This is a genomic window from Enterobacter cloacae complex sp. IR53041 (genome assembly GCF_049238285.1).
In the GTDB taxonomy this organism is placed as follows: domain Bacteria; phylum Pseudomonadota; class Gammaproteobacteria; order Enterobacterales; family Enterobacteriaceae; genus Enterobacter; species Enterobacter roggenkampii.
In genome coordinates this window covers 47,933-61,075 of the sequence record NZ_JBMKHB010000019.1, presented here as the reverse complement: position 1 = coordinate 61,075, position 13,143 = coordinate 47,933, and the positions used below count along the sequence as shown (strand labels likewise).

The window sequence follows — 13,143 nt, the reverse complement described above, 5'->3', positions numbered from 1 at the left end:
CCGTTATTACCGTCACGCGTCGACCGGATATTCGACGACCAGACGACGCGGCGCAACGCGCCCTTCGCCATCCATTTCGCCCATGCCGATGAATTTCCCTTCGTCACCTTCGGTCACACGTACCAGGCCTTCCAGCGGCGCATCTGACGTACGAACCGGGTTGCCGTTCTTAAAGTAAACGGACGATGTTAAAGGAAGATTAACAACCGGGAAGTCCGCAGCCGGACTGTCCATCGGCATCAGCAACGGATCCAGCAAATCTGCCGGCGCGATCCCCTGCGCTTCAGCCTGTTCAACCAGCTCGCGCAGATGTTCCATGGTCACCATTCGCTCCACCGGGTACTTGCTCACCGCAAGGCGACGCAGGTAAATCACATGCGCGCCGCAGCCCAGCTTTTCACCGAGGTCATCAATGATGGTGCGAATATAGGTCCCTTTCGAACAGTGTACTTCCAGCTCCAGCTCATCACCTTCGTGGCGAATAAAGAGCAGCTCATACACGGTAATCGGACGGGCTTCACGCGGGACGTCAATGCCCTGGCGCGCATATTCGTAGAGTTTTTTGCCCTGATACTTTAGCGCCGAATACATCGACGGCACCTGCATCGTCTCCCCACGGAAGCTCTCCAGCGCCGCATCAAGCTGCTCCGCACTGAAGGTCACCGGACGCTCTTCCACGACCTGACCATCCGCGTCGGAGGTATCCGTACGCTGGCCCAGCTTAGCGATAACGCGGTAACGCTTATCGGAGTCGAGCAGATACTGGGAAAACTTTGTCGCCTCTCCCAGGCAGATCGGCAGCATGCCGGTTGCCAGCGGATCGAGCGCGCCGGTGTGGCCCGCTCGGTTGGCGTTAAAAATACGCTTCACTTTTTGCAGCACGTCGTTGCTGGAAGCGCCCTGGGGTTTATCCAGCAGCAGCACACCATGCACGTCGCGACCACGACGACGAGGACGACTCATCAGTCCTCCTTGCTGTCGTCCGCCGGGTTAACACGACGCTCATCGTCATGTTTAACCACGCTGGTCACCAGGTTGGACATACGCATACCTTCGACCAGCGAGTTGTCGTAGAAGAAGGTCAGTTCAGGCACGATACGCAGGCGCATCGCTTTGCCGAGCAGAGAGCGGATGAAACCAGAGGCTTCCTGCAGCGCTTTAATGCCGTTCTTCACTGCGGCTTCGTCCTGATCGTTCAGGAAGGTGACGAACACTTTTGCGTAGGCCAAATCGCGGGACATTTCCACACCGGAAACGGTGGTCATCATGCCGACGCGCGGGTCTTTGATTTCACGTTGCAGAATGAGTGCGATCTCTTTCTGCATTTCCTGCGCTACGCGCTGAGGGCGACCAAATTCTTTCGCCATAATAAATTCTCCAGACAAAAAAGGGGCTAAAGCCCCTTTTTGAAATTATTGCCGGGTGGCGCGAGGCGATCCCGGCTTACAATCGGAAATTAAGCGATGGTACGCTGAATTTCGATGATCTCGAACACTTCGATCATATCGCCAACGCGAACGTCGTTGTAGTTCTTCACGCCGATACCACATTCCATGCCGTTACGGACTTCGTTAACGTCATCTTTGAAGCGGCGCAGGGATTCCAGCTCGCCTTCATAGATAACCACGTTGTCACGCAGTACGCGGATTGGGTTGTGACGCTTGATGTTACCTTCGGTAACCATACAGCCCGCGATCGCACCGAATTTCGGTGATTTGAACACGTCACGTACTTCAGCCAGACCGATGATCTGCTGTTTCAGCTCAGGAGACAGCATACCGCTCATCGCTGCTTTCACTTCGTCGATCAGGTTATAGATGACGGAGTAGTAACGCAGATCCAGGCTTTCGGATTCAATGACTTTACGCGCAGAGGCATCCGCACGAACGTTGAAGCCAACCAGGATAGCGTTGGAGGCAGCAGCCAGGGTCGCGTCGGTTTCGGTGATACCACCTACGCCAGAACCGATGATCTTCACTTTCACTTCGTCGGTAGACAGTTTCAGCAAGGAGTCGGAGATCGCTTCCACAGAACCCTGAACGTCGGCTTTCAGAACGATGTTCACTTCGTGAACTTCGCCATCGGTCATGTTGGCAAACATGTTCTCGAGTTTAGATTTCTGCTGACGAGCCAGTTTAACTTCACGGAATTTGCCCTGACGATACAGTGCCACTTCACGCGCTTTCTTCTCGTCACGCACAACGGTCACTTCGTCACCAGCAGCCGGAACGCCGGACAGACCCAGGATTTCCACTGGAATGGACGGACCTGCTTCCAGCACTTCCTGACCCAGTTCGTTACGCATCGCACGAACGCGACCGTATTCGAAACCGCACAGAACGATATCACCTTTATGCAGTGTACCTTCACGAACCAGAACGGTAGCAACAGGGCCACGTCCTTTATCCAGGAAGGATTCGATAACCGCACCGCTCGCCATACCGTTACGGATGGCTTTCAGCTCCAGAACTTCGGCCTGCAGCAGGATCGCGTCCAGCAGTTCGTCGATACCGGTACCCGCTTTCGCAGACACGTGTACGAACTGGCTTTCGCCGCCCCACTCTTCCGGCAGGATACCGTACTGGGAAAGTTCGTTTTTAACACGATCGGGATCCGCTTCTGGCTTATCGATCTTGTTCACTGCAACCACAACCGGCACACCCGCTGCTTTCGCGTGCTGGATAGCTTCGATGGTCTGCGGCATGACGCCGTCGTCTGCAGCAACAACCAGAACAACGATATCCGTCGCCTGAGCACCACGAGCACGCATGGAGGTAAACGCGGCGTGGCCTGGGGTATCCAGGAAGGTGATCATACCGTTGTCAGTTTCTACGTGGTATGCACCGATGTGCTGGGTAATACCACCCGCTTCGCCAGAGGCAACCTTGGTAGAGCGAATGTAGTCAAGCAGCGAGGTTTTACCGTGGTCAACGTGACCCATGATGGTCACTACCGGTGCGCGCGGTTCTGCCGCAGCACCTGTGTCACGGTCGCTCATTACTGCTTCTTCCAGCTCGTTTTCACGACGCAGGATAACTTTGTGGCCCATCTCTTCCGCAACCAGCTGCGCAGTTTCCTGATCGATCACCTGGTTGATGGTTGCCATAGCGCCCAGCTTCATCATTGCTTTGATGACCTGAGAGCCTTTAACCGCCATCTTGTTCGCCAGTTCGCCAACGGTAATGGTTTCGCCGATCACAACGTCACGGTTAACGGCCTGAGCCGGCTTCTGGAAGCCCTGCTGCAGAGCGGAACCTTTACGCTTGCCGCCTTTACCACCGCGAACAGCCGCACGTGCTTCTTCACGGTCAGCTTTGGATTCCGCGTGCTTGTTGCCTTTTTTCGCCGGACGCGCTGCTTTTGCATTACGACCACGGCCACGGCCGCCTTCTACTTCACGGTCGTTATCATCTTCAGCCTGACGTGCGTGCTGAGAAGTGGTCACGTGATAGTCGCTGGTGTCTTCAGACTGCTCAGCGGTATCAACACCGTTCTTCTCATTTTCTTCTGCCATGCGACGCGCTTCTTCGGCGACGCGGCGAGCTTCTTCTTCCAGCTTACGGCGGGCTTCTTCTTCCGCTTTACGCTTCAGCTCGGCAGCTTCATTTTCACGGCGGGCTTTTTCAGCCTGGGCGGTTTTGGTCATTTCGTCTGTCTGTTGATTGCTCACTTTGTCTTTTTCCGCAGCGTCACGCTTCACTTTATCACTTGCGTCGCGTTTCGCTTTTTCTGCGGCCTCACGTTCAGCTTTTAATTCTGCTTCACGTTTAGCGGCTGCTTCCGCCTCACGCTGAGCTTGTTCTTCCGCTTCACGCTGTGCCTGCTCTTCCGCCGCAAGGCGTTCTGCCTCTTGCGGATCACGTTTTACAAAGGTGCGCGTCTTGCGGACTTCAATTTGTACCGATTTGCTTTTGCCACCGGTACCAGGGATGTTTAACGTGCTACGCGTTTTGCGCTGCAGCGTTAACTTGTCAGGCGTAGAGCCGTGTTCACGGTTCAGGTGCGTTAACAAGGTTTGTTTTTCTTGCGCGGTCACCGAGTCATCAGCGGACTTCGGGATCCCTGCATCAGCAAATTGCTGTACCAGGCGGTCCACGGAGGTCTGAATCTCAGCAGCCAGCGATTTTACAGTTACATCAGTCATGCTGTTCCTTCCTGCTACAGTTTATTACGCTTCGTCGCCGAACCAGCAAATATTACGTGCGGCCATGATGAGCTCGCCGGCTTTCTCGTCGGTTAAACCTTCGATATCAGCCAGGTCATCAACGCCTTGTTCAGCGAGATCTTCCAGCGTACAAACACCACGGGCAGCCAGCTTGAACGCAATCGCACGATCAAGACCTTCCAGATTCAGCAGGTCATCAGCCGGCTTCTTATCGCCAAGGCTTTCTTCCTGAGCCAGTGCCAGGGTGGTCAGTGCGTTTTTAGCGCGTTCACGCAGGGCTTCAACGGTTGGTTCATCCAGACCGTCAATTTCCAGCAGCTCTTTCATTGGCACATAGGCCAGTTCTTCCAGCGTAGAGAAACCTTCTTCAACCAGAACAGTGGCGAAATCTTCGTCAATATCCAGGTATTTGGTGAAGGTATCGATCGCCGCATGGGCTTCAGCCTGATGCTTAGCCTGCAGGTCATCAACGGTCATGACGTTGAGTTCCCAGCCGCTCAGCTGTGACGCCAGGCGTACGTTCTGACCGTTACGGCCGATTGCCTGCGCCAGGTTGCCCGCTTCAACAGCGATATCCATGGTGTGTTTGTCTTCGTCAACAACGATAGACGCCACATCAGCCGGAGCCATTGCGTTGATCACGAACTGCGCCGGGTTGTCATCCCACAGAACGATATCAATACGTTCGCCGCCCAGCTCAGTAGAAACTGCCTGGACACGCGCACCGCGCATACCGACGCAAGCACCGACCGGGTCGATACGCTTGTCGTTGGTTTTCACCGCAATTTTCGCACGGGAGCCCGGATCGCGAGCCGCCGCTTTAATTTCGATAACTTCTTCACCGATTTCCGGTACTTCGATACGGAACAGTTCTACCAGCATTTCTGGTTTAGAACGGGTCACGAACAGCTGCGCACCGCGAGCTTCTGGACGCACAGCGTACAGAACACCACGAATACGGTCGCCCGGACGGAAGTTTTCACGCGGCAGCATATCTTCACGCAGGATCACGGCTTCAGCGTTACCCGGCAACCCTTCGGATTTGATCTCCAGGGAGATGTTGTCGCGGTTCACTTTCTTCACCACGCCAGTGATGATTTCGCCTTCCTGATCGCGGAACTGATCGACAACCAGCGCGCGCTCGGCTTCGCGCACTTTCTGCACGATAACCTGTTTAGCGGTCTGGGTAGTGATACGGTCGAAGGTCACAGACTCAATCTGATCTTCAACGTAGTCACCCACGTTCAGACTTTCGTCTTCAAAACGGGCGGCTTCCAGCGTGATCTCTTTAGTCGGCTGGGTCACTTCTTCAACGATTACCCAACGACGGAATGTATCGAAGTCACCGCTTTTACGATCGATTTCTACGCGAACATCGATCTCTTGTTCGTATTTTTTCTTGGTTGCTGTAGCCAGTGCACTTTCCAGCGCTTCAAAAATCTTCTCACGCGGCAGTGATTTCTCGTTGGAGACGGCTTCAACAACAGCCAAAATTTCTTTGTTCATCGCGGGCTTTTCACCTCAATCCAGACTGTTAAAAGTGGGGAACCAGGTTCGCCTTCTGGATATTACTCAGCGCGAACACTTCATCTTTGCCTTCGACTGTCACCGTGATCATTTCACCATCAACGGCTTTGATAATTCCCTGCCATTTACGGCGGTTCTGTACGGCCATACGCAGAACGAGAGCCACTTCTTCACCGGTAAAGCGCACATAGTGCTCGGCCGTGAACATCGGGCGATCGAGGCCAGGTGAGGAAACTTCCAGGTTGTACGCAACGGTAATTGGGTCTTCAACATCAAGAACCGCACTCACCTGGTGGCTGACATCAGCACAATCATCAACATTGATGCCATCTTCACTATCAATATAGATGCGCAGCGTCGATGTACGGCCGCGAACGAATTCGATGCCGACCAGTTCGTAGCCCAGTGCTTCGACCGGTGCAGTAATCATCTCTGTTAATTTTTGCTCTAATGTGGACAAGCCCACCCCCAAGACATAAAAAAAGGGCGTAAAGCCCAGTTATTCTGTAGTCAGATAACAAAAAACCCCGATAAATCGGGGCTTTAGATAACTGAACCCTATAGCCACAACTGTGGCCTGGAGCACTCTCCGAAAGAATTTTTTCAAATCCAGCTACGAAGGCTCTAAGTCTTCACAGTATATTTGAAAAAGAACTTTATGGGAAAGTGGTTGCGGGGGCCGGATTTGAACCGACGACCTTCGGGTTATGAGCCCGACGAGCTACCAGGCTGCTCCACCCCGCGCCTGAAACGTGGCAAATTCTACGCGTTTTGGACAGAATTTGCAAATAATGCTGGGATTTGGTACCGAAGACGGGACGTAAAATCGGCGTTTAGTATATTGATAGTTGACCCCACCTGTCAAGGCGACTTCCGCCAGATCGATCAGACCAAAATTTTTACAAAAAACGCACGAGTCTCTTCCGGTCTTCGCCAAAAGATGATTAAATGAATACTCACTTATTTTGCATAAAAATGCACAAGAGAGCGAAAGCGGTCTCTAATCAGTCAATCAAGCAGGGTTTTATTCTATGACGACGATTCTCAAGCATCTTCCGGTAGGACAACGTATTGGCATCGCTTTCTCAGGTGGCCTGGATACCAGCGCTGCACTGCTGTGGATGCGCCAGAAGGGAGCGGTTCCGTATGCTTATACTGCGAACCTGGGTCAGCCGGATGAGGACGACTATGATGCTATTCCTCGTCGCGCGAAAGAGTATGGTGCAGAGAACGCGCGCCTGATTGACTGCCGTAAGCAACTGGTCGCGGAAGGTATCGCGGCGATTCAGTGTGGTGCATTCCATAACACCACCGGCGGCCTGACCTATTTCAACACCACTCCGCTGGGCCGTGCGGTCACCGGTACCATGCTGGTTGCCGCCATGAAAGAAGACGGCGTCAACATCTGGGGTGATGGCAGCACCTATAAAGGCAACGATATTGAACGTTTCTATCGTTATGGCCTGCTGACCAACGCCGAATTGCAGATCTACAAACCGTGGCTGGATACCGACTTCATCGACGAGCTGGGTGGTCGTCATGAGATGTCCGAGTTTATGATCGCCTGCGGCTTTGACTATAAGATGTCCGTCGAGAAAGCCTACTCCACCGACTCCAACATGCTGGGTGCGACGCACGAAGCAAAAGACCTGGAATTCCTGAACTCCAGCGTGAAGATCGTTAACCCAATCATGGGCGTGAAGTTCTGGGATGAGAACGTGAAGATCCCGGCAGAAGAAGTGACCGTGCGTTTCGAACGTGGTCATCCGGTTGCGCTGAACGGCAAAACCTTCTCTGATGACGTTGAGCTGATGCTGGAAGCTAACCGTATTGGTGGTCGTCACGGCCTGGGCATGAGCGATCAGATTGAAAACCGTATCATCGAAGCGAAAAGCCGTGGCATCTATGAAGCTCCGGGAATGGCGCTGCTGCATATTGCTTACGAGCGTCTGCTGACTGGTATTCACAACGAAGACACCATTGAGCAGTATCACTCTCATGGCCGTCAGCTGGGCAAACTGCTGTATCAGGGCCGCTGGTTCGATCCGCAGGCGCTGATGCTGCGTGATGCGCTTCAGCGTTGGGTGGCGAGTGCAATTACCGGTGAAGTGACCCTGGAACTGCGTCGCGGTAACGACTACTCCATCCTGAACACCGTGTCTGATAACCTGACCTATAAAGCAGAGCGTCTGACCATGGAGAAAGGTGAGTCAGTGTTTTCACCGGACGATCGTATTGGCCAGCTGACCATGCGTAACCTGGACATCACCGATACCCGTGAGAAGCTGTTCAACTATGTTGAGAATGGCCTGCTCTCTGCGAATTCAGGTAACGGCCTGCCGCAGGTTGAAAACCTGGAACACAGCGATAAGAAATAATCGATAATGAAACATGCAAAAGGCGCCCAATGGGCGCCTTTTTGTTCGGCTTTTGTAGGGCGGGTAAGCGCAGCGCCACCCGCCATTTTGCCCGGTGGCGCTGCGCTTACCGGGCCTACGAACGGCAAAAGCTACAGACGAAAAAAAGACGTCTTTCGACGTCTTTCTTCTGGAATATTGGTACCGAGGATGGGACTCGAACCCACAAGCCCGTTAGGGCACTACCACCTCAAGGTAGCGTGTCTACCAATTCCACCACCTCGGTACGGAATACTTACTGCGGGATATCGCTGGTTGGCTTAGCCGGTGCAGCTGGCTGAGTCTGCTCAGTTTTTGCTGGCGCGCTCAGGTTTTCCCACTCGCTTCCTTTGCTGGTCTTGTTGCTGTTGATATTGCCAAGCACCAGACTGATGATGAAGAACAGCGTCGCCAGAATCGCCGTCGTGCGGGTCATGAAGTTCGCAGAACCACTTGAACCGAACAGCGTACCGGAAGCGCCTGCTCCGAAGGAGGCTCCCATATCAGCGCCTTTACCTTGCTGCAGCATAATCAACGCTACGAGAGCGATGGCTACAATAAGGAAAACAACTAAAAGAGCTTCGTACATAATCAACCTGTTCCTTGCGGATTTGCCGCATACCAATGCTTCGACCAATTAGCAGGATTTCTGTTTCCCACTGAAGCGGGTGTGAATACTAACCAAAGCGAATCACCTTCGCAAGGGCATTTTCGACGCATTGTATCAACTGCGGAAAAAAACAGCAAAAAGCCATTAATTGCTTAAAACAAAGGCGGCAAACGCCGCCTTTTTAAACATTTAGCGTGCAAGATTATGCAGCTTTAACAGCATCCGCAATACGGTGCGCAAATTCGGTTACCTGCGCTTCGTCTTCGCCTTCCACCATCACGCGGATCAGCGGTTCAGTACCAGACTTACGCAGCAGCACGCGTCCACGGCTGCCCAGGGCCGCTTCAACGTCAGCCATCACCGCTTTCACGTTCTCATTTTCCAGCGGATCGCCTTTGCCGGCAGTGAAACGTACGTTTACGAGGATCTGTGGGAACATTTTCATGCCGCTGCACAGATCGTGCAGGCTCATATGGTTGCGCGCCATGGCGGCAACCACCTGCAACGCGGCCACAATACCGTCACCGGTGGTGGTTTTGTCGAGCAGGATCACGTGACCTGAATTCTCAGCGCCGATACGCCAGCCCTTCTCCTGCAATTTTTCCAGCACATAGCGGTCACCCACTTTCGCGCGAACGAACGGAATACCGAGCTGTTTCAGCGCCAGTTCCAGGCCCATGTTACTCATCAGCGTCCCGACCGCACCGCCGCGCAGCTGACCCTGACGCAGACCTTCACGCGCAATAATGTAGAGGATCTGGTCGCCGTCGACCTTGTTACCTTCGTGATCAACCATGATCACGCGGTCACCGTCGCCGTCCAGCGCAATGCCCAGATCGGCTTTTTCTGCCAGAACGCGCGCCTGCAGGGCACGAACGTCCGTCGCACCGACCTGCTCGTTGATGTTCAGACCATCCGGCTCACAGCCAATGGCGATCACTTTCGCACCGAGCTCGCGGAAGACATTCGGGGCAATGTGGTAGGTCGCGCCATTTGCGCAGTCCACCACAATTTTGAGGTGCGCCAGGCTCAGCTCATTCGGGAAGGTGCCTTTACAGAATTCGATATAGCGACCCGCCGCATCAACGATACGGTTCGCTTTACCCAGCTCGGCGGAATCAACACAGGTGATCTCTTTTTCCATTTCAGCTTCAATGGCTTCTTCCACCTCATCCGGCAGCTTGGTGCCATCAATAGAGAAGAATTTAATGCCGTTGTCGTAGAACGGGTTGTGAGAGGCCGAGATGACAATCCCCGCTTCCGCACGGAAGGTGCGCGTCAGATACGCGACCGCAGGCGTTGGCATTGGGCCTGTAAAAGAGGCGGACAGTCCAGCCGCCGCCAGCCCCGCTTCCAGCGCGGATTCCAGCATATAGCCGGAAATACGGGTGTCTTTACCGATGATAATTTTACGTGAGCCATGACGCGCCAGAACCTTGCCGGCAGCCCAGCCGAGCTTCAGGACAAAATCAGGGGTGATGGGAGCATCGCCTACGCGCCCACGGATACCGTCGGTACCAAAATATTTACGATTACTCATAGCGTTTGTTTTCCTTCGCTGCCAGTGTGGCTTCCACCACACGCATGGCTTCTACTGTTTCTTTGACGTCATGGACACGAATGATGTGCGCACCCTGCATTGCCGCAATCACCGCGCAGGCCAGGCTGCCGCTCAGGCGTTCGCTCGGGCCTACATTCAGCAACTGGCCAATCATCGACTTTCTCGACATTCCCACCAGCAGCGGCAGGCCAAAGTGATGAAATTCCGATAAGCGCGCAAGCAGCGCATAGTTGTGTGAGAGATTTTTACCGAAACCGAACCCCGGGTCGAGCAGCAATTTCTCTTTTGGGATACCGGCACGTTCACAACGTTCGATATGCTCAATAAAGAAGCGATTTACGTCGGCAAAGACATCGTCATACTTCGGCGCGTCCTGCATGGTTTTCGGTTGCCCCTGCATATGCATCAGGCAAACCGGCAGCCCGGTTTCCGCAGCCGCCTCAATCGCTCCCGGCTCGGTAAGTGAACGAATATCATTGATAATGTGAGCGCCCACTTTCGCCACTTCTCGGATCACTTCCGGTTTGGAGGTATCTACTGAGATCCACACTTCAAACCGCTGCGCGATTGCTTCAACGACCGGCACCACGCGCGCCAGCTCTTCTTCCACAGACACGTCCGCCGCACCGGGACGCGTCGATTCGCCGCCAACGTCAATGATGGTGGCACCTGCATTAATCATTAAATTCGCATGCTTAACCGCCTCGATAAGCGTGTTATGCGTGCCGCCGTCAGAGAAGGAGTCAGGGGTAACATTCAGGATCCCCATCACATGGGGATGTGAAAGATCGAGATGCGAGTCCTGAGCGAATAATTTCATGGCGAAATCCCTGATATCTAAATGGTTAAACAGAAATGAAAAACCCCGGAGCAAGCTCCAGGGTTTGAGGTACAAACAAACGCTTCAACAGCAGTGACTTACTTATCGCCCAACTGTTCTGACATGGTGTTGCCCGGGTTTGGCGTACGCGGTTCATCAACCGGACGCGGCGCACGCGGGGTACCATTGTTGTCAGAGTTATTGGAAGCGCCTGGGTCTTCCCAGCCTGCTGGCGGACGCACTTCGCGGCGCGCCATCAGGTCGTCAATCTGCGGTGCATCGATGGTCTCATATTTCATGAGCGCATCTTTCATGGAATGCAGAATGTCCATGTTGTCATTCAGGATCTGACGCGCGCGACCGTAGTTACGTTCAATCAGCGCTTTCACTTCCTGGTCGATGATACGAGCCGTTTCATCGGACATATGTTTCGCTTTTGCCACGGAGCGGCCCAGGAACACTTCGCCCTCTTCCTCTGCATAGAGCAGCGGACCGAGTTTGTCGGAGAAGCCCCACTGAGTCACCATGTTACGCGCCAGGTTTGTCGCCACTTTAATGTCGTTCGACGCACCGGTAGAAACATGTTCCGGACCGTAGATAATCTCTTCCGCCAGACGACCGCCGTACAGGGTTGAGATCTGGCTTTCCAGCTTCTGACGGCTGGCGCTGATCGCATCGCCTTCAGGCAGGAAGAAGGTCACACCCAGCGCACGACCGCGCGGAATAATCGTCACTTTATGCACCGGATCGTGTTCCGGCACCAGGCGACCGATAATCGCGTGACCCGCTTCGTGGTAAGCCGTGGATTCTTTCTGCGCTTCCGTCATCACCATGGAGCGACGTTCCGCACCCATCATGATCTTATCTTTCGCTTTCTCGAACTCCACCATCGACACGACGCGCTTGTTACCGCGAGCGGCAAACAGTGCAGCTTCGTTGACCAGGTTAGCGAGATCCGCACCGGAGAAGCCCGGAGTACCGCGCGCAATGATTGCCGCGTCGATATCTGGCGCCAGCGGTACGCGACGCATGTGGACTTTCAGAATCTGTTCACGACCGCGAACATCCGGCAGACCGACAACAACCTGACGGTCGAAACGGCCTGGACGCAGCAGCGCCGGGTCAAGTACGTCCGGACGGTTAGTTGCCGCGATAACGATGATACCTTCGTTACCTTCGAAGCCGTCCATCTCAACCAGCATCTGGTTCAGCGTCTGTTCACGTTCATCGTGACCACCGCCCAGACCTGCGCCACGCTGGCGGCCTACGGCGTCGATTTCATCGATGAAGATAATGCACGGTGCTGCCTTCTTGGCCTGCTCGAACATGTCACGCACACGAGATGCACCAACACCCACGAACATTTCAACGAAGTCAGAACCTGAAATAGTAAAGAACGGTACCTTCGCTTCACCCGCGATGGCTTTCGCCAGCAGGGTCTTACCGGTACCCGGAGGGCCGACCATCAGGACGCCTTTCGGGATCTTACCGCCCAGCTTCTGGAAACGGCTCGGCTCGCGCAGGTATTCAACCAGTTCACCCACCTCTTCTTTCGCTTCGTCACACCCGGCGACGTCTGCAAACGTGGTTTTGATCTGATCTTCCGTCAACATACGCGCCTTGCTCTTACCGAACGACATGGCACCTTTGCCACCGCCGCCCTGCATCTGGCGCATAAAGAAGATCCAGACGCCGATAAGAAGCAGCATCGGGAACCAGGAAATGAAGATAGAAGCCAACAGGCTCGGTTCTTCTGGCGGCTCGCCTACCACTTTGACGTTTTTGGTCAGAAGGTTATCAAGCAGCTTAGGATCGTTCACCGGGATGTAAGTCGTGTAACGGTTACTATCTTTCTTGGTAACGTTGATCTCACGTCCGTTGATACGCGCTTCGCGAACCTGGTCCTGATTGACCTCCTGCAGGAAGGTAGAATAATCCACCTTGCGGCCATTCGACTCGCTGGGCCCAAAGCTCTGGAATACTGACATCAGCACAACGGCAATGACCAGCCAGAGTATTAGGTTTTTCGCCATGTCACTCAAGGGATTAACCTCATATTACAAC

Annotated in this window: 10 protein-coding genes and 2 tRNA genes; 1 reads left to right on the top strand and 11 read right to left on the bottom strand. The window is 54.0% G+C overall.

Annotated elements, in window-relative coordinates; all coding sequences use genetic code 11:
* Positions 1-12 precede the first annotated feature (12 nt).
* The 6 genes from truB to ACOTXF_RS14755 all read right to left on the bottom strand — a co-directional run bounded on the left by truB (position 13) and on the right by ACOTXF_RS14755 (position 6,436).
* Complete coding sequence (gene truB, locus ACOTXF_RS14780; RefSeq protein WP_047746887.1) at positions 13-963, bottom strand: tRNA pseudouridine(55) synthase TruB; 951 nt, start codon at positions 961-963, stop codon at positions 13-15.
* Positions 963-1,367: a 30S ribosome-binding factor RbfA gene (gene rbfA / locus ACOTXF_RS14775; protein ID WP_003024988.1), complete on the bottom strand. Its 405-nt coding sequence runs from the start codon at positions 1,365-1,367 to the stop codon at positions 963-965. Before rbfA ends, truB begins: the two co-directional genes overlap by 1 nt.
* Positions 1,368-1,456: 89 nt before the next feature.
* Positions 1,457-4,144 carry a translation initiation factor IF-2 gene (gene infB / locus ACOTXF_RS14770; RefSeq protein ID WP_008501472.1) on the bottom strand — a complete coding sequence of 896 codons (2,688 nt, stop codon included), beginning with the start codon at positions 4,142-4,144 and terminating at the stop codon, positions 1,457-1,459.
* Positions 4,145-4,168: 24 nt separating this feature from the next.
* Positions 4,169-5,671, bottom strand: coding sequence for a transcription termination factor NusA (gene nusA / locus ACOTXF_RS14765; RefSeq protein WP_003861798.1), 1,503 nt, complete (start codon positions 5,669-5,671; stop codon positions 4,169-4,171).
* Between the two features lie 28 nt (positions 5,672-5,699).
* On the bottom strand, positions 5,700-6,152 hold the full coding sequence (gene rimP / locus ACOTXF_RS14760) for a ribosome maturation factor RimP (protein ID WP_014833432.1): 453 nt from the start codon (positions 6,150-6,152) through the stop codon (positions 5,700-5,702).
* Between the two features lie 207 nt (positions 6,153-6,359).
* Positions 6,360-6,436 (bottom strand) — tRNA-Met (locus tag ACOTXF_RS14755).
* A 287-nt stretch (positions 6,437-6,723) separates the two neighbouring features.
* On the opposite strand from ACOTXF_RS14755, the gene argG reads away from it, so the two are divergent.
* Complete coding sequence (gene argG, locus ACOTXF_RS14750; RefSeq protein WP_023294661.1) at positions 6,724-8,070, top strand: argininosuccinate synthase; 1,347 nt, start codon at positions 6,724-6,726, stop codon at positions 8,068-8,070.
* A 178-nt stretch (positions 8,071-8,248) separates the two neighbouring features.
* Here the strand turns inward: argG and ACOTXF_RS14745 are convergent.
* The 5 genes from ACOTXF_RS14745 to ftsH all read right to left on the bottom strand — a co-directional run bounded on the left by ACOTXF_RS14745 (position 8,249) and on the right by ftsH (position 13,112).
* Positions 8,249-8,335 (bottom strand) — tRNA-Leu (locus ACOTXF_RS14745).
* A gap of 9 nt (positions 8,336-8,344) precedes the next feature.
* Positions 8,345-8,677 (bottom strand): preprotein translocase subunit SecG, encoded by a 333-nt coding sequence (secG, locus tag ACOTXF_RS14740; RefSeq protein ID WP_021242256.1) that lies wholly within the window; start codon positions 8,675-8,677, stop codon positions 8,345-8,347.
* A gap of 223 nt (positions 8,678-8,900) precedes the next feature.
* Positions 8,901-10,238 carry a phosphoglucosamine mutase gene (gene glmM / locus ACOTXF_RS14735; protein WP_021242257.1) on the bottom strand — a complete coding sequence of 446 codons (1,338 nt, stop codon included), beginning with the start codon at positions 10,236-10,238 and terminating at the stop codon, positions 8,901-8,903.
* Entirely contained in the window at positions 10,231-11,079 is an 849-nt protein-coding gene (gene folP, locus ACOTXF_RS14730; protein WP_008501468.1) for a dihydropteroate synthase, read from the bottom strand. Before folP ends, glmM begins: the two co-directional genes overlap by 8 nt.
* A 98-nt stretch (positions 11,080-11,177) precedes the next feature.
* Positions 11,178-13,112, bottom strand: coding sequence for an ATP-dependent zinc metalloprotease FtsH (ftsH, locus tag ACOTXF_RS14725; protein WP_013098921.1), 1,935 nt, complete (start codon positions 13,110-13,112; stop codon positions 11,178-11,180).
* Positions 13,113-13,143: the final 31 nt, after the last annotated feature.